Origin of the sequence: Halorhodospira halophila (genome assembly GCF_016653405.1) — a bacterium.
GTDB classification, from domain to species: Bacteria; Pseudomonadota; Gammaproteobacteria; order Nitrococcales; family Halorhodospiraceae; genus Halorhodospira; species Halorhodospira halophila_A.
This window is the reverse complement of sequence record NZ_NHSN01000044.1, coordinates 25,959-43,109: the sequence shown is the minus strand read 5'-3', so window position 1 is coordinate 43,109 and position 17,151 is coordinate 25,959. Positions and strand designations below refer to the sequence as shown.

Below are 17,151 nucleotides of genomic sequence, written 5' to 3'. Positions count from 1 at the left end.
GTGGCCGGGGGGCTGGTTGCTGGTGCTCACCCTGGGCCTCGCTTGTGCGGGCTCAGCGGCGGCCTTTGAGCTTGAAGTGGACGCCGGCGGCGGTGAGTCGATTGACCCCTACATCGAGCGCTTTGAGGACTCGTTCGAGGCGCTGCGCTGCGAGCCGGAGCCGCTGTCCATGCCGGATCCTCCCGAGCCGGAGGTGACCGACGCGGCGCAGAGCCTGCTGCCTGTCGAGACCGAGCGCATGGAGTTCGGGCGCCTGGAGGAGGGGGTCGAGCGCAAGCATCGCGAGCGCATGGCCGAGCTCCCGCGCCCCTTGTGCCTGATCGGTCGCGATGAGGGCTCGTTGAGGTGGCTGGCGCAGCATCGCGAGGACCTGCGGGCTGCGGGCGCGGTTTGTGTCCTGGTCGAGGCCAAGGATCGGGCAGACCTGGAGCATGTTCGCGACCTCGCCGACGGCATCTGGGTCCAGGTCGGCCCCGGTGACGGCTTCGCCGAGCACTTCGGCGTGGATCGTTACCCCGTGATCCTGACCCCGGAGGGGCCGAAGCAATGAGCGGGCAGCATCCGGTTGAGGCGCTCCTGCGTCCCCCGGTGGAGCTCTACTCGGCGGCCACCGCCGGCATGGCGGCGGTGATCGCCGCCTATGCGCCGTGGGCGCTGATGATGAATCGGGAGCTGGCCTGGGGCGCCGCTGCGGTGTTTGGTGCCGTCGCGATCGCGCGGGGGTATCAGGGGTGGTGGATCCTGCGCTACCAGCGCAACCTCCGGACCCTGCCGGAGTTCCGCATGACGTCCCGGCAGATCCCGGTCGCGCGCAACTGGCTCTACCTGGGCCGGGGCTTTCGCTGGACGCAGAAGCATACGCAGCGGCTCTGGGACACGATCAAGCCCGAGGCGCAGCGCTACATCGAGCCCGGCCCGGTGTACGAGTGGGCTCGTCGCATCGAGGCCGAGTGGGAGAACAAGCCCATCCTCCAGGCCGTAGCGAAGCTGCTGAGCCGGCGTGCGTGGTGGAACCCGCTCGCTCCGCTGCCGCCGGTCGGCGGCCGGCCGGCGTTGCACGGCGTGGAGCCGAATGAGCGCGACGTCTATCAGGACCTGGGCGAGCGGGTCGGGCATACGCTCGTTCTCGGCACAACACGGGTCGGCAAGACCCGCCTCGAGGAGCTGCTCGTCGCCCAGGACATTCGACGCCAGGAGACCGTCGTCGTCTTCGACCCCAAGGGCGATGCCGAGCTCCTCAAGCGGGTCTACGCGGAGGCCTGCCGGGCCGGGCGGGAGGATCAGTTTTTCATGTTCCACCTCGGCTACCCGGAGCACTCGGCGCGCTACAACGCGGTGGGCTCGTTCGGGCGGATCACGGAGGTGGCAACCCGGACCACCCGGCCGCTGCCGAGCGAGGGCAACTCGGCGGCGTTCCGGGAGTTCGCCTGGCGTTTCGTCAACGTCGTCGCCCAGGCGCGGGTGGCGCTGGGCACGCGCCCCGACTACCGACAGATTCTGCGCGACGTCTCGCAGATCGAGCCGCTGCTCGTCGAGTATTACGAGCACTGGCTCAGTCAGGTTGGCCCGGAGGGGTGGCGCGAGGCGGTGCGCCAACAGGAGGAGGACGGCAAGGTCCCGCGGCACATGCAGGGCCGTGACCCGCGGGCTGTCGCCCTGGTGCTCTATGCCAAGGATCGCAGTCTGAGTGACCCGGTCGCCGACGGGCTGCGCTCGGCCTTCGAGTACGACAAGACCTACTTCGACAAGATCGTGGCCTCCCTGCTGCCGCTGCTCGAGAAGCTGACCACCGGCAAGAGCGCCGAGCTCATTGCCCCGGACTACAGCGACACGAGCGACCCGCGACCGATCCTGGACTGGCGTGAGGTTATCCGCACCGGCGGGGTGGTCTACGTCGGGCTGGACGCCCTCGCGGATACCGAGGTGGCCGCGGCGGTTGGCAATGCCATGTTCGCCGACCTGTGCTCGGTCGCCGGGCAAATCTACAAGCACGGCCAGGACGTCGGCATGCCGGAGCGGCGAAGCGGGATGCCGGTTGTCAATATCCACGCTGACGAGTTCAACGAGCTTATCGGCGACGAGTTCGTCCCGATGCTCAACAAGGCCGGCGGCAGCGGCTTCCAGGTCACGGCGTACACCCAGACCTGGAGCGACGTTGAGGCCCGCTTGGGCTCGAAGCCCAAATCTGGGCAGGTCGCGGGTAACTTCAATACGCTGATCATGCTCCGGGTGAAGGAGTACGCCACCGCCGAAATGCTCACCGCGCAGCTTCCGGAGGTGCGCATCAACACACTCATGGAGGTCAGTGGCGTCAACGACTCGGCCGATACCGAGGCGAGCGAGCAGTTCACCTCCCGCAATGAGGACCGTCTCAGCGTCGAGAAGACGCCGATGCTCACCCCGGCCGATGTCCTTGCCCTGCCCAAGGGCCAGGCCTTCGCGCTACTCAACGGCGGCCAGCTCTACAAGATCCGGATGCCGCTGCCTCAGCCCGGCAATGACCCCGCCATGCCAGAGCATATCGCCGAGATCGCCGAGCGCATGGACGAGTCCTACAACACCGGCGAAGACCTGATGCGTCCGGAGCCGATCCCCTTGGTACAGGAGGGGCAGTGATGGTCGCCACGAGGACCCAAAGCACGCCGCAGAAATCGAAATCGGGGTGGGTCGGGTCGCTATTCGGCGGGGTCGGTTCGTTCGCCCTGTGGCTCCTCGTGGCCCTCGGCTTCTCGATTCTCGCCGAGTGGGTCGGGCAGACGTGGGTCTGGCAGGAGGCCGGCGTTCAGCATAGCCGGAATATGCTGGCCGCCGAGATCGAGCACCTGGATAGCGACTACGGGCGCGCGCTGCTCACCGATGACCCGGCTGGCTATGCCCAGGGCTTCGCCGAGGCCACCTACCGCGGCCTGGTCGAGCTCACCGGGCTCGAGCACGTCCTGGCCTGGCTCGCCGAGCCGCCGGATCCACAGGGTGGGCGTGTCCAGGCCGCTTTGCGCAGCGGCTACGATGTGGTGGAGCCCTACGTCCTGTCGGCACTGACCATCACCCAGGTCTTCGCGGTGCGCTTGGCCGTGCTGACTCTCGCCATGCCGGTGTTCTTTCTGTTCGCCCTCGTGGCCCTGGTCGATGGTCTCGTGCAACGGGATCTGCGCCGTTGGGGTGGTGGCCGCGAGAGCGCCTTCGTCTACCACCATGCCAAGCGGATGCTCGTGCCGACCGTGATCCTGGCGTGGGTGATCTACCTCGCCATGCCGGTTGCGGTGCATCCGGCATGGATCATCTTCCCATTCGCTGCCCTCAATGCGTTGGCCGTCATGGTGGCCGCAAGCACCTTCAAGAAGTACCTCTAGTCAGAGGAGTGGGCCCAGTTCGAGGCGGGTCCATTGACATCGCTTGTGTCTAAGCCGCGGATGCAGGGTGGCCGTTGATCAGTGGGTCTTAAGGGGCATCAAAGTGGCCAGTAAAGCCGGGTTAGAGGCAAGAGCGTACGTGTATCAGCATCCGCTCCTTCGTAGTGCTCCATAAGCGTTTGTACCAACCCGTTGAGGTCCATGAGGAACAGCGGGATCTTCGCTCGCTCTGCTTCGTACTGAGCCTCGCGGGTGAAGCCTCCTGTGCTGACATATAGCCCCTTGTCGTCCGCATGTCGCCCTCCGAGGAAGTCGCGTATTTCCGCGGCGCCAATCGTAGACTTCGGGCGATGCTTCACTTGCGCAACGATACGTGGTGACTCGAAGCCAAAGCCGTCCGGAGACGCCAATACATCCACGCCACGGTCCGGACCCTGGGGGCTGAGACTGGCTCTGTAGCCCATTGCTCGCAGCAACCCTGCCACGAGCTCTTCCATCTCCTCGTGCCCCAGGCGGATTACCCGATCCTTAACGATCTCGAACGCCTCCTGCCGGTATCGCTGCAGCCGGGCCAGCTCGTCTTCCTCAGCTTCCGCATCTTGGAGTGCGCCCTCCATTGCGGGCACTTGCTCGCCGTGCAGCAGGTGCTCGATCTCACTGAGAACCTCCGGGGGCAGTCGGAACAGTGTGAGCGTCGACCCCAGGGTGTTCCTTGCCGGTTGCGACAGGTCATCCCTAGAGACGCTTCCTTCCCATTCCACGGCTCGAACGTGCTCACAGGGTGGAATGCGCTCCGGGTCGTGCTGATACGGCCCGGCGATGGTACCCACATGATATTGCCGGCGACCGGAGTCATAAGTGACTACGCGGTCTCCGGCCGCGACCTCGTCTCGGAAGCGCAGTTGTTGGCTCACAGCCGTCTTTATCCGACCCTCGGGAGCCTCCGGGTGAATCTCCCGGGCCTTGGCGAGCACAGCCTCTTTTGTACCCAGGGTGGAGAGGTCGCCCAGCTCTTCCCAGCCAATGGCGACGACCGCCTTATCCCAGAACTCATCGGCCAACCGGCCCCCGGTCGCAGCCCGCACCATCCATCCGGTGGTCTCGTCGGTGTTCATCAACTTCTCCCTGGTTGCTTGGCGCATTGGCCGCTGCGGATGCCCGGCAAGCGGCCGGGTGTTCCGAGTCGAGCGAGCCTATCGCGGCGCTGGTGCTCATCCCGGTCAGGATCCAGAGCCATGGTGTCTTTTGGGGCCTTATCTCCGGCTATGAGTCTCGTGCATACTGCCGCGAAAGCTGCTGGAAGCAAACAACACAAACGGGAAGGATGCGATGACGACCACAGTCGATGAGGTCCTCGAGCGATTCCGTGAGCGGGCGCAGAGCGAGCGGGAAAAAGGGGGTCTGTTCGAGCGCCTGGTCGCCAACTACCTGATGAAGGACCCGAAGTATGCCGACCTCTTCGACCAGGTCTGGCTCTGGGAGGAGTGGCCCGCCCGGATCGGCGCTGACGCTGGCATCGACCTCGTAGCACGCGAGCAGGCTACCGGCGACTACTGGGCGATCCAGTGCAAGTTCTTCGACCCCGACACGGCAATCCAGAAGTCGGACATCGACTCGTTTTTCACAGCTTCCGGGAAGCGGTTCGCCACTGACGAGGGCGAGCACCACTTCGCGCATCGGCTGATCGTCACCACGACGGAGCACTGGAGCAAGAAGGCCGAGGAAGCGCTCACCGATCAGACGATCCCGGTCAAGCGGCTGTTCTTCAAGGATCTTGCGGAGAGCCCGATCGACTGGACTGCGTTCCAGTTAGACCGTCCCCAAGACCTGCGTCTGCGGCCCAAGAATGAGGTCCGCCCCCACCAGAAGGAAGCATTGGAAGACTGTCTGCGCGGGTTCGAGCAGCATGAGCGCGGCAAGCTCATCATGGCCTGCGGGACCGGGAAGACTTTTACCTCGCTTCGCCTTGCGGAGGAGATGGTTCCGGAGGGTGGCCGCATCCTCTTCCTCGCCCCGTCGATCTCCCTCGTCGGCCAGACGCTACGCGAATGGACCGCTCAGGCACGCGTGCCGCTGCGCGCACTGGTCGCCTGCTCGGACACCAAGGTCAGCAAGGACGCCGAGGATCTCCCCGTCCACGATCTGGCATACCCGGCCACCACCGACTCGCGGAAACTCGCGCTGCATGGCAGCGAGGGGACGACGGATCGGCGGACGGTCGTCTTTGCCACCTATCAGTCCATCCAGGTGGTTGCGGATGCCCAGAGTCAGGGCCTGGGGGCCTTCGATCTGGTCATTTGCGATGAGGCCCATCGGACCACCGGGCTGACATTGCCGGAGGAAAATCCCTCCGATTTCGTAAAGGTCCACGACAACGACAAGCTCGCCGCTCATCGCCGGCTGTACATGACGGCTACCCCGCGGATCTTCGCGGAGCAGTCAAAGAGCAAGGCTGAGGAGAAGGATGCGGCGATCTTCTCGATGGATGACGAGGCCACTTTCGGGCCGGAGTTCCATCGGCTGAGCTTTGGCAAGGCGGTCGCGCGCGATCTGCTGACCGACTACAAGGTGCTCATCGTCGCCGTTCAGGAAGAGACGATGGCCTCGCTGGCCAACGCCTACAACCAGACGTACAAGCTCGACGACAAGAAGGCCATCGACATCAATTTTGCCACCCGAATGATCGGGGCCTGGAAGGGGCTCTCGAAGCGTGGCTTGGTGGCGGTCGATGAGCATGGGGAACAGGAGGCGGTCACCGAAGATACGCACCCGATGCAGCGCGCCGTCGCGTTCTCGCAGTCGATTAAGGCCTCGAAGCAGACGACCGAGGCGTTCAGCTGCATGGCGGAGCTGTACCGGGACGCCCTCCCGGAGACGCATCAGCAGGGCCTGGTCCCCTGCGAGCTGCGCCACGTCGACGGCACGATGAACGCCTATCAGCGCCAGGTGGAGCTGGAGTGGCTGAAAGAGGCCTCGGAAGATACCTCGTGCCGGATCCTGTCGAACGCGCGCTGCCTCTCCGAGGGTGTCGATGTGCCGGCGCTCGACGCCGTGGTCTTCTTCGATACCCGCGATTCGATCGTGGACATCGTCCAGTCGGTCGGTCGGGTCATGCGCAAGGCGCCCGGCAAGCAGTACGGCTACATCATCCTGCCAGTGGCCATCCCGGCCACGCAGGTCCAGAACTACAACGCCTACCTGGAGAGTGATCCCCGCTTCCGCGGTATCTGGAAGGTCATCAAGGCGCTGCGCGCCCACGATGAGTCCCTGGTGGATGAGGCCGAGTTCCGCCGGAAGGTCAATGTCGTAGGGGGCGAAGGCGAGGAAGGTGAAGGTGAGGGCTCCAGAAGCCGGGGGGAGCAGCTTACCCTCGATTTCCCCGATCTGCCGGTCGGCCAGATTTCGGAAGCCGTCTACGCGGCCATCCCCAAGAAGCTCGGCGATCGAGAGTACTGGAGCCAATGGGCGAAGCAGGTCGCAGACATTGCCCGCCGGGTCACGGAGCGGATCCGGAGGCTCACGGACAGCGGGGAGACCCGGGAGGCCTTTGAGGCGTTCCTCAAGGAAGTGCGCGCGAACACGAACCCGAACGTCCGCGAGGACGAGGCGATCGAGATGCTCGCGCAGCACGTGGTCACTCGGCCGGTGTTCGAGGCGTTGTTCGCGGAGTCCTCGTTCACCAAGGACAACCCGATCTCGCGGGGCATGGAGGCACTTCTCGAGGCGCTTGACGAGTATGCGGTCAGCAGCGAGACGGATGAGCTGGAGCGCTTCTACGCGGTCATCCGTGAGCGCGTGCAGTACGCGCAGAGTGACAAGTCACGCCAGGAGGTGATCCGCAACCTCTATGACACGTTTTTCCAAAACGCCTTCCCGGCGCTGTCCGACCGCTTGGGGATCGTCTACACGCCCGTGGAGGTCGTGGATTTCATCAACCGATCGGCGGACGCCATCCTGCGAACGCACTTCAACCGCGGCCTGGCCGACCAGGGTGTGGAGATTCTCGAGCCGTTTGCCGGCACGGGCACCTTCGTCACCCGGCTGATCCAGAGCGGCCTACTCGGGGACGCCGAGACGCTCTCGCGCAAGTACACCGAGGAGCTGCACGCCAACGAGATTGTCCTGCTCGCCTACTACATCGCCACACTCAACATCGAGGCCACGTTCCACGAGTGGACCGGTGAGAAGCGCCCGTTCGAGGGCATGGTGCTCACCGACACCTTCAACATGGCCGAGGAACGCAACCGGGACTGGGAACGCGAGCAGCGCTGGCTTGCCGAGAACAGCGAGCGCGCACGGCAACAGCGGGAGAGTGACATCCGGGTCATTGTGGGGAATCCGCCTTACTCGGCTTGGCAAGCGTCTGGGCATGAGGGCAACGCCAATCGCCCCTATCCGGCACTCGACGAGCGGATCCGGGAGACCTACGTTGCGCAGTCATCGGCAACGCTGAACAACAGCCTCTATGACAGCTACATCCGGGCTATCCGTTGGGCCTCCGACCGGATCGGCGATCAGGGGGTAATCGCCTTCGTCACCAATGGAGGATTCATTGACGGCAATGCCACCGAGGGGGTGCGCCGGTGTTTGGCGGATGATTTTAGCCATGTCTATGTGGTGAATCTGCGTGGCAATCAGCGGATCACGGGTGATGATCGACACCGGGAAGGAGGGGTTATTTTTGATGCGGGGCCTCAAGGCGGAGGATCAAAGGCTACTATCGCCATTGTCCTTTTGGTTAAGGATCTGACCCACCAAGGGGACTGCCGCATCCTCTATCACGACATCGGTGACTATCTGAGCCGGACGGAGAAGCTCGAGGCGCTGGAGCACTTCCAGGAGATCACGGCCACCCCGCTCACACCGATCACGCCCAGTCCGAGAGGGGAGTGGATCAACCAGAGCGACCCGGCGTTCGATGAATTCCTGGCCATCGGCCGGAAGAAGGAGCGGGAAGGGACAGCGGTTTTTGGGATCTACTCTCGTGGGGTCATGAGTGGTCGGGACGCCTGGGTCTACAACTTCTCCCGCGAGGCCTTGCGGGAAAACATGACTGAGATGATCGACGGCTACAACGGAGAGGTGGAGGCTCTTCGAGAGGCCGGTGGGGCTAACTCCGTCGAGGAGGTCAAGCGGCTGGTGGATACAGATCCATCAAGGATTGGATGGGACCGGGAGCTATTCCAGCGGGCGATGCGCGAGCAGCGCGCCGAGTTCCGAGAGGCCTTCTCTTTTACAGCGGTGTATCGCCCCTTCGCCAAGAGCGCTTACTACTTCGACCGGCACTTCAATAACTGCGTCTACCAGATGCCCCACTTCTTCCCGACTCGGGAGCATGGGAACTATGTCATCGCCGTCACGGGAACAGGGGCGTCGAAGCCGTTTTCGACCTTGGTCACCGACTGCGTGCCCAACCTGCACATGATCGACTCCAGCCAGTGCTTCCCCCGCTACTGGTACGAGTATGTCGGAGATCAGCCGGGCCAGACCGCCGGCCTGCTCGACGATCCGGCCGAGACGCCAGACGAGCACGGTTACATCCGGCGGGATGCGATCACCGACGAGGCGCTGCGGATCTTCCAAGACCACTACGCGGATGACTCGATCGCCAAGGACGACATATTCTGGTACGTCTACGGCGTGCTCCATTCCGAAGAGTACCGTGAGCGTTTCCGCAACAACCTCCGCCGTGGGCTGCCGCGGATCCCCCTGGCCGAGGACTTCTGTGCGTTCGCCCGTGCTGGACGAAACCTTGCGGATCTACACCTGAAATACGAGACGGTCGAGCCCTACCCCCTGGAGGAAGAGCACAAGCGGCTGTCGCTGGACGATGATGACTACCGGGTCTACAAGATGCGCTTTGCCAGCTCCGGACGGCAGAAGGACAAGTCCGCGATCATCTACAACGAGCAGCTGACCCTGCGCGGTATCCCTCTGGAGGCATACGAGTACCAGGTCAACGGCAAATCGGCGATCGAGTGGGTCATGGAGCGCTACCAGGTCTCGAAGGACAAGAAGACCGGCAACGTGAACGACCCGAACGAGTACTCGGATGATCCTCGGTATATCGTCGATCTGATCAAGCGGCTCGTCCGGGTAAGCCTGGAGACGGTGCGGATCGTGCGGAGCCTGCCGCCGTTGAATGAGGCTAGATTGGACAAGTGACCGGATCGGACAGCCTCGTGGCCCGCCTTCGGTCTACGAGAGCTCCCAAGCCCCAAGCGGCCGGGGGGGTGAGCACCAGCATGTACTTTGCCTGCTCCCCGCTGTTAGCGGCCCCGTAAACTGACCCACGGCTGGCCAAGAAAATTGACCCACCCTCGGGTGGCCCCTGGCCACGAATGACCATACCGTCGGCTGCCGAACTGAGCGGTGGAGACGGGAGCTGTGAAGGAGTGGGTCGTGATTCACAAGATCAAAACGCTCTACGACGAAGGTCGAGGACTGTCGATCCGCGCCATCGCCCGGGAGCTGGGGGTAGCCCGGAACACAGTGCGCAAGTACCTGGCGCGGCCGGCGGAGGCGATCGCCGCTGAGCGGAAGGAGCCGGGCGTTTAGACGTGCCAGTGCCGCTTAACGGTTGCTAGGCCCTTGCCGAGCTCTCGCGCTACTTGGCGTTGCGAGTACCCACGCAGCTTGAGTCTTTGGACGGCGGCGGTCGTGTCTGTCGCCCGCGGTCGCCCCGGGCGTCGGCCCTCTCGCCGAGCTCGCTCGAGTCCCTCGGCCGTGCGCTCTCGAATCCTATTGCGCTCGAACTCCGCGAAGGCAGCGAACATCTGCAGGATAAGCTTGCCGTTAGCGCTCGTTAGATCCGGGGTCGGGAGATCGAGGGAGACCACGGATAGCTGGCGCGCATGCAGGGCTTCAATGGTCTGCTGTACATCGATGGCGTCGCGGCCGAGGCGGTCTAGCTTGAGCACGATGAGGCGGTCTCCGGGCTCTAGCTTGTCGTCGACCAGCCGACGGAATTCTGGCCGCTTGCGGGCTTCTACGCTGCCGCTGACGTGCTCGACGACTACCCGGTGATCCTGGATCTCGTAGCCCGCTTGGCGGATAGCTCCGATCTGGTTCTCGGGGTTCTGCTCGACGGTGCTTACGCGGCAATAGGCGAACGTGCGCACTAGCGACCTCCTGGCATCATAAAAGGACCGTTACGTGACCCCTGCCGGGTTCCTGCGCTGTCGGGTATCAACAATACAGGGGTATCGTTTGTTGATCCCAGGTGTTATATGATCCCCCTATTGATGGTACCAAACGCCTTAACGCTGGCCTACACTGCGCGGTTGGGCAGGTCTCGGCCACCGGACCGGGTAGCGGCAATGACCCATCGTAGGTGGCGGCCCGTGGGGCCGTTACGGCGTAACAGATTGCGAGGGGAGGGGGGTGTGAACCGTGATGGCGTGAATCTGGTCCGTGTCGATGCTGAGACGGACGTCTGGCGCTTCTACTCTGTCTGGGTAGAAGCGGATTTGTTCGCCCCGGCCCGGCTCGTGCGCTTCTGGGGAAGGATTGGGGCTCGTGGCGGCCAGTGCCGGGTAGAGCCCTACGAGGACCCCGAAAGGGCGCGGCGCGCTCTGGAAAAGACCGTGGCCCAGAAGGTCAGGCGAGGGTATAGCCGCCAAGCGGGGTGACAGGCCTAGTCGGCAATGACAAGAGGGTGGCGTGGGTGTGCCGCGCCGAGGAGGTGTGCCATGGAACTCATCATGTTCGTCGCGCTGATCTTCATGCTCTGGCTCCTGGTCCAGCTGGGGGTCGGGATCTACCACCAAGGGCTCCGTCGTGGTCTCCGGCGCTGGGTGCGTGGACTTCCGCACCTGGTCTCGGTCGCCCTCGTGTCCATGCTGAAGGTGATCCCGATGCTCGTCGCAGGGGCCGTTGAGGCTTCACGCGCGAGAGGTGGTGCTCCTGCGGAACATACTCAATCGATGCCTCTGCCCTCTGAAGAATTCGGTGAAATCGATTCCCGCCACATGACGAATTACATTAACTATGGGCAACCAATTCCTCCGCCTGAGGAACGGGAATATATGGATAGATGGCACTAGGCTCTAGTGTGTTTTCTTCCCTCGTTGATGGCTGATTGGCCGCTACGTTGGCCTGCACTCTGGAGTGACGTGGTACCAACGGCCCCTGCATTGCTGAGATAAGACACAGCCTTATACCCGCCCCAGCCCATGAGCGAGGTGAAGACCAGCGGCAACCCGATGTGCAGGAGCCCGGTGATGATCATAAGCATCGTCCCCTGGGTTCCGCCGTCGGGGCTGAGGAGGTTGCCGACGTTGCTCGCCGCGAGGTAGGAGAGCGTGTCAGGGTGCATGGCCCGTACCATGTTCTCCTCGAGCCAGATCGAGACGGACCACAGGTAGTCCCACACCTTGATCAGCACGATCCCGAAGGTCGCGACGAACACGGTCTGCCAGCTGTAGAGGGAGATGATCAGCAGGAAGGGCAGCAACATGATGATGCCCATGAGCAGGAAGGCCTGGATCATAGGCGCGACGGAGCGGATCGTGTACATCATCGGTCCATGCTCGACCGTGTCGTACCAGGCTGTGCCCAGCCCGACCGCGACGGTCGAGAAGACCCGCTCGTGCAGGCCCTGCCCAGCGGTTTCGTCGGTCGCGACCAGGTCGGCGGAAGCGATCGGCGCGCTGCTCGCCTCGTTCTGGATGATCCGCTGGATCATCGCATCCTCGACCTCGTACTGCTCGGTTTCGTCAGCGGTTCCGTCAGTGAAGGCTGCCCACACCTCGTGGAGCCGATCCCAGAATCCCGGCTCCATCTGCTCGAGGATCCGTTCGCGCAAGCCGGGGCCATCGAGGCCGACGTCGGCGTTGCCGGTCCACCACTCGTGGCAATAGGGCCGGCCATGCGGAGGAGGGTGGTTGTCGTCGTAGTAGGCGCCGCTGCGCTGCTCCTCGTAGTCCCAGCCCTCAACCGGCCTTGATGCCTGGTAGCGCTGATAGTAGGTGTTCAGGTAGACGTAGGATCCGATGTACTGCGGATCGTCCTCTCCATGCTGATCGAGAAGCGGGTCCACATCCGGACGCTCACGCTGATAACGCGAGCGTGCCGGAATGAAGCAGTCCTCGACGAACTGCTCGACCTCGGCGGCCACCTGCTCGTCGTTGATCCGCTGCCGGTCGAAGTCGAGCCGGGTCTGAACGTAATCCTCGGGGCAGTTGAGTCCGTCGATGGCTGCTCCCGTGATGCCGCTGCCGATCGCCAGTGTCCCGTACCACCACGGCGGCACCTGCGCCGGGGACAGGTGCTGGTCGAAGACGTCGTGGTAGGGCGTATCCTCCGGGTCCGGGATGTCCGGACCCGCTGTTTCCCCCGCACAAGGGTCTTCGTGCTCGAGCACCGAGGTCTGGAGTTCGATCATCGGCTGCGCTGCCAGCACCACGACGGAGAACGCCATGACGATGCGCAGCTCCATGGCGTGGACACTGCGCTTCGCTCCGGCCTTCGCCTCCATGCCCGTGTAGGCATCGGAGAACGCCTGGACGAGAAAGACGAGGAACGGGATGTAGGCGATCCCGGTTCCCGTCAGAATCTCCCAGATCGTCTCGTACTGCATCCACGCGAATACGAGGGTGAAGGCTTCGAGCGGATGCTGGACGTTCATAGCAGCCTCACCAGCCGGGGTATCAGGTCCTGGCCGAGCAGGGCCTCCAGGAGCAACAGCCACAGGGCCACCTGCCAGCGGGCGTCGTGCAGGTGCAGCCGCTGTTGCGGCGTCAGGTGGCTTCCAAGGAACTCGACGGCGTAAGGCCAGACCGCAACGACCGCAGCGATCAGGCCAAGACGCCAGAGGGTGAGCGCCCCTTCGAGCTGGGCGAGTCGTTGCTCGATTACGGCGGCTGGCTCCACGGCATACCAGAGCAGGGTGCCGAAGATCGCCACCGCAAATAGGAGGGCCAGTCCTAGCCAGGTGCGCAGCATGGCCGTCCCCTAATCGTCGAGTTCCTCAGGGATGCCGTCGCGGATGCGTTGCTCCGGCACCGGCGTCGGAGCAATGGCGCCCCGAGAGGCGTCACGCCGACGTTGGCCCTCCTGGAGCAAATGCTCAGAGGTGTGCGAGACGACCGCCCGGCGGGCCTCGATCTCCAGCATCAGGTTCTCGATCTCCTCGTCGAGCTCGTCCAGGGCGTCGTCGATCTCGTCCTGTGCCGGGCCGGTGCGTGCGATCGTTGGCTCAACGCGACCAGTGAGTAGCATCCGGCGTACCGACAGGGCGCGCTCCATGGTCCGCGCCATGCTGATCTCCTGGGCCAGGCGCCCGGCGGCCAGCTGACGTTCCTGCGAGGGCATTTCGTCGAGGGCTTGCGCGAGCTGCGGGGTGAAGCCGACTCCCGGTGCCTGTAGGTCGTCGAGGTGGTCCTCGGTGAGGGCGTCATCCTCCATGGCCTGCAGGAGCTCGGCCATGTCGTCTTGCACGCTTTCGCGTTCGCTATCGAGCTGGGGCACGATCCCGTGTCCGGGCACGGACTCGCTCTGTTCACCCTCACCGATCCATAGCTTGGAATCCCCCAGCACACCAGGCTCGCCTGTGTCCGGGTCGCCGACGGTCCACTCCTCAATCTGGTCTATGGTCGTGTTCCCCGGCTCGGGCTCCCAGATTACCTCCATGCGTGTGTCGTCACCGGCCGGGGCTCCTTGCATGATGGTCTGGTAGCCCGCGTCCAGTGCATCGCTGACGGGCTCGACTGGAGGCTGGCCCTCGCCGCCGCGGCGTTCCCCGCCGCTGCCGGGGGTGCCGTCGTACCAGATCAGGCCGCTGTCTGCGGCGTTCTCCTCGACATGCTCCTCCGCCCGGACGATGTCGTCCTCGACCCCCATCTGCATCTGCCACTCGTCGCCCTTCGACAGGGTCACCAGGTCGGAGTATGGGTTGGTCTCACCCTCGGCGAGCTCCTGCTCAATCTGCTCACAGCTCTTGGTGGCGAGCTCGAGGGTCTCCTCAGCGCGCAGGAGCGTGTTCTGCATGAGGTCGTAGAGGCCGGGGTGGGCTCGTTGGAGCACGAGCGCTGGCAGGGACGCAACAGCGGCATTGGCCGCGTCCACCATTTCATCGACCATGGCATCCGCCCCGTCGGCCACCTCCTGGAGCTGATTGCGCACGGTGGTAACCGGGTCGAACTCACCGCAGGAGTAGCCCGCGCTCAGGTGAGACCCGAAGCTCAGGTCCAGGGTCGTGAGGTTGGGTTGCAGGGGAGGATTCCACGGCTCGGCCCCACCGATCTCGTAGTACCAAACGCCGTCGTCCTCCGGTGGTGTGAGAGGCTCGTTGGCGAGCACAGCGGCCGGCGCCGCTAACGCGATGACTGCAAGGCTTGCTGCTCGACGCATGGCTGACTGTCCCCTTGTTACCAGCTCACGGAGGTGATGAAGGCTCCCTCGCGCTCACAGCAGGAATACCGCCGCCACATCGTCCAGACGTAGTCGCCGTCCAGATCGGTGCGTGACGAGGATGTTCCCCCGGCCCAGCCGTCGAGCCCGTCGAAGCGGTCATCGACGCCGAGAATCTCGCAGGAACTCTCCGAGCGCGGATGGTGCATCTGGAACGTGCCGGTCTCCGCATCGCCCGGCTCGAGCGGATCCGGCAGCCACACGCGATAGCCCGCTGTGGAGGTTGTGCCGCCACTGGAGAGGTGGTCGTAGACGCGCCCTGGTTCGCCTGAGCGGGTTACGATATGCCCGGCCCGGAAGGCGGCTATGCCGGCGGCCTTGGCGTCTTCCGGCTGTGGTGTCTGCCCCACCCGCGGGTAGACGCCGCCCCAGGTCTGCAGGCCCCAGGTACCGTCTTCGCTCAGCTCCTCGACGCCCGGAAAGGACCTGTGGGCATTGGTGACGAACTCGACAACGCCCAGCCGCCATTCGACGGCGTCGATCGCCGACTGGTAGTAGGGCGTCATCATGTCGGCCGCGGAGGGGCAGGGGCCTTCGGGTAGCGGTATATCTTCTACGATGTCTGCTGCTGGGTGGCCGATCGCGTCGGCCTCTTTGTAGGTCACCGTGGCGTGGTTCCGGGCGGGTCTGGAGTCATGTTGCGCGCCTTCACCGGGGTCGTAATCGATCAGCGCAGCGAAACCTTGCTCCAAGGCGAGCTCCTGGGCGTGCCCAAGCGTCTTACGGATCTCCCGCCACGGGTTTTCTGCGGCCTCGTGATAGGCCGAGATCACGAGGTCGGGGATATAGTGACCGAGTCGGATCGAGGTGCGGATCGAGCAGCCAGTCCAGCTGCAGCGGAGCCAAAAGCACACCCCCTCGAGACGGAAATCGAGACAGGATGGGAGCGCGCTTAGCGTGTCCTGGGTGATGTCGATGGTGTTCACCTCCGCCCTCGCGGCCGGGACAAGGCCTACCATGAGAGCGGCTGCAAAGCAGGCAGGCCGGGCTGTCGATCTAAGGGTCATCGATAGCCTCCTGTAGGTGCTGACGGGCCTCGTCCGGATCCGCGACGCCGTAGACGACGGTCGTGCGGTCGAACACGACAGCCGGGACCTGTTCGATTCCCAGGCCGATCGCAAGCGCTACAGCGCGCAGCGCTTCCCCCAGCCGCTCCTCCTCCGGGCCATCCACCAGGCGCCGTGCCGTTCGCAGCGCCTCATCGGGGTCGTCGGGCAGCCGCGCCTCAAGAGCGCTGATGCGCTCCTGGGCTTTATCCACGCGATAGATCGTGACGTCCGACGGGGCGGCCTGCGGCGTATGCGTCTCGCCCGCGACGAAGACCTCGACGCGCTCGGCGGCAGCGCCGGCGGGTGCCACGAGAGCGATCAGGAGTAGTGGCGGGAGGCGCCGCAACATCGTCAAGACTCCTCCTCCACATGGGTCTCCAGGCGCTCCGGCTCGCCGGTGTACCCGTCCAGGGCCAGCCCCCAGGGGTTGCCCTCGGGGTCAACCTCGAAGCGGACTACGCGCAGCGGGTAGCGCACCTCAATGTCCTTGACGAGCTCGCCATCGATGTACTCCTGGATCTCGACGTCGAGGAAGACCTGCCAGGTGTCATCGCCGAGGCGCTCCACTCGCGCAGGCTCAAAGCGGGCGCCCGGGATCTCGCGGATGTAGCGGGATCGATTATCGAGCTCGCCGCTCTGGGCGCGTCGCTCCAGGTCTGCCTCCTGGACCTGGAGGAAACGGGGAGTCATGTAGCTTTGCAGCCGCCAGATATTCTCGGGGTACTCGTCGGCGCCGTCGTCTTCCCAGCGCCAGAGCTGCTGCCAGATATAGAAGGTGAAGGTATAGACGACCGGCTCCGGGATCTCGCCGGCCTCCATCACCCCGCCCGTGCGCAGCTCCGGGGTCTGATGGACCCGAATATCCTCGGGCGCGGTATGCCACCCCCACCACAGGCCGGCACATGCCAGGGCCAGCCCCGCGGCCAAGACCCGGAGTGTCCGAACGTGCGCCCAGCAGGTGTCGATCTCTTTGCGGTGTCTCATCGGCGCCCCACGTCCCAGGTGCCGCTTCTTAGAATGAGCGGCGCGCGCATCAAGCCAGCTCTATGCAGGGCCAGCCGGCAGCGCTGTTGGTAGTAGCCGGTGGGCCGACCCTTCTTGATCTTTTGGAAGACCGTGGCCGCGATGAAGACCGTGGCAAGCACCATGATGGCGGCGCCCCCGACGCCCATCATGGCGCGGCCGAATAGCCAGCCGATGGCGATGCCGACCGGAAGCCAGAAGATGGTTCCGGCGACAAGGATGGCCACGAGCTCGGTGGAGGAGCACCCCCGGAACACGGGGGGCTCCTCGTTGAGTCGTTCCGCCATCATCCGGCGCTCGCCAGCGGTCTCCACCAT

General features: G+C 64.4%; 15 protein-coding genes and 1 pseudogene. 7 read left to right on the top strand and 9 right to left on the bottom strand.

Going from position 1 to position 17,151, the window contains the following annotated elements; genetic code table 11:
- Window positions 1–22 precede the first annotated feature (22 nt).
- Genes CCR79_RS13485 through CCR79_RS13475 form a run of 3 tightly spaced genes read left to right on the top strand, consistent with a single transcriptional unit; the run spans window position 23 to window position 3,350 of the window.
- Window positions 23–550: a PFL_4695 family integrating conjugative element protein gene (locus tag CCR79_RS13485; protein WP_345941506.1), complete on the top strand. Its 528-nt coding sequence runs from the start codon at window positions 23–25 to the stop codon at window positions 548–550.
- The gene (traD, locus tag CCR79_RS13480) at window positions 547–2,616 is read left to right on the top strand and encodes a type IV conjugative transfer system coupling protein TraD (protein ID WP_201174130.1); all 2,070 of its coding nucleotides are present in this window, start codon (window positions 547–549) and stop codon (window positions 2,614–2,616) included. Before CCR79_RS13485 ends, traD begins: the two co-directional genes overlap by 4 nt.
- Entirely contained in the window at window positions 2,616–3,350 is a 735-nt protein-coding gene (locus CCR79_RS13475; protein ID WP_201174129.1) for a TIGR03747 family integrating conjugative element membrane protein, read from the top strand. Before traD ends, CCR79_RS13475 begins: the two co-directional genes overlap by 1 nt.
- 98 nt (window positions 3,351–3,448) lie before the next feature.
- Here the strand turns inward: CCR79_RS13475 and CCR79_RS13470 are convergent, their stop codons facing one another.
- The gene (locus tag CCR79_RS13470) at window positions 3,449–4,465 is read right to left on the bottom strand and encodes a restriction endonuclease (protein WP_242510954.1); all 1,017 of its coding nucleotides are present in this window, start codon (window positions 4,463–4,465) and stop codon (window positions 3,449–3,451) included.
- 214 nt (window positions 4,466–4,679) lie between these two features.
- Here CCR79_RS13470 and CCR79_RS13465 point away from each other — a divergent pair, with 214 nt between their 5' ends.
- Both CCR79_RS13465 and CCR79_RS13855 read left to right on the top strand, forming a co-directional pair.
- Entirely contained in the window at window positions 4,680–9,515 is a 4,836-nt protein-coding gene (locus CCR79_RS13465; protein WP_201174127.1) for a DEAD/DEAH box helicase, read from the top strand.
- Between the two features lie 222 nt (window positions 9,516–9,737).
- Window positions 9,738–9,872: pseudogene (locus CCR79_RS13855) on the top strand (helix-turn-helix domain-containing protein); the annotation flags it as partial.
- A gap of 32 nt (window positions 9,873–9,904) precedes the next feature.
- On the opposite strand, the gene CCR79_RS13455 reads toward CCR79_RS13855, so the two are convergent.
- Window positions 9,905–10,471: a recombinase family protein gene (locus CCR79_RS13455; protein ID WP_201174125.1), complete on the bottom strand. Its 567-nt coding sequence runs from the start codon at window positions 10,469–10,471 to the stop codon at window positions 9,905–9,907.
- A gap of 108 nt (window positions 10,472–10,579) precedes the next feature.
- On the opposite strand from CCR79_RS13455, the gene CCR79_RS13965 reads away from it, so the two are divergent.
- Window positions 10,580–10,981, top strand: coding sequence for a WGR domain-containing protein (locus CCR79_RS13965; protein ID WP_430654673.1), 402 nt, complete (start codon window positions 10,580–10,582; stop codon window positions 10,979–10,981).
- Between the two features lie 60 nt (window positions 10,982–11,041).
- On the top strand, window positions 11,042–11,395 hold the full coding sequence (locus CCR79_RS13445; protein ID WP_201174119.1) for a hypothetical protein: 354 nt from the start codon (window positions 11,042–11,044) through the stop codon (window positions 11,393–11,395).
- Here CCR79_RS13445 and CCR79_RS13440 read toward each other — a convergent pair.
- The 7 genes from CCR79_RS13440 to CCR79_RS13410 all read right to left on the bottom strand — a co-directional run bounded on the left by CCR79_RS13440 (window position 11,392) and on the right by CCR79_RS13410 (window position 17,151).
- Window positions 11,392–12,978, bottom strand: a complete 1,587-nt coding sequence (locus CCR79_RS13440; RefSeq protein ID WP_201174117.1) for a conjugal transfer protein TraG N-terminal domain-containing protein — start codon at window positions 12,976–12,978, stop codon at window positions 11,392–11,394. The two genes, CCR79_RS13445 and CCR79_RS13440, sit on opposite strands and share 4 nt — an antisense overlap.
- Window positions 12,975–13,295, bottom strand: coding sequence for a histidine kinase (locus CCR79_RS13435; protein ID WP_201174109.1), 321 nt, complete (start codon window positions 13,293–13,295; stop codon window positions 12,975–12,977). The genes CCR79_RS13440 and CCR79_RS13435 overlap by 4 nt, the downstream gene beginning before the upstream one ends.
- Before the next feature lie 9 nt (window positions 13,296–13,304).
- Window positions 13,305–14,702: an integrating conjugative element protein gene (locus CCR79_RS13430; RefSeq protein WP_201174107.1), complete on the bottom strand. Its 1,398-nt coding sequence runs from the start codon at window positions 14,700–14,702 to the stop codon at window positions 13,305–13,307.
- A 17-nt stretch (window positions 14,703–14,719) separates the two neighbouring features.
- Window positions 14,720–15,688 (bottom strand): TIGR03756 family integrating conjugative element protein, encoded by a 969-nt coding sequence (locus CCR79_RS13425; protein ID WP_345941505.1) that lies wholly within the window; start codon window positions 15,686–15,688, stop codon window positions 14,720–14,722.
- A gap of 70 nt (window positions 15,689–15,758) precedes the next feature.
- The gene (locus CCR79_RS13420) at window positions 15,759–16,160 is read right to left on the bottom strand and encodes a TIGR03757 family integrating conjugative element protein (RefSeq protein ID WP_242510956.1); all 402 of its coding nucleotides are present in this window, start codon (window positions 16,158–16,160) and stop codon (window positions 15,759–15,761) included.
- A 2-nt stretch (window positions 16,161–16,162) separates the two neighbouring features.
- The gene (locus CCR79_RS13415; RefSeq protein ID WP_201174099.1) at window positions 16,163–16,795 is read right to left on the bottom strand and encodes a PFL_4703 family integrating conjugative element protein; all 633 of its coding nucleotides are present in this window, start codon (window positions 16,793–16,795) and stop codon (window positions 16,163–16,165) included.
- A complete protein-coding gene (locus CCR79_RS13410) occupies window positions 16,792–17,151 on the bottom strand; it encodes a TIGR03750 family conjugal transfer protein (protein WP_242510953.1) in 360 nt (119 codons plus the stop codon). The genes CCR79_RS13415 and CCR79_RS13410 overlap by 4 nt, the downstream gene beginning before the upstream one ends.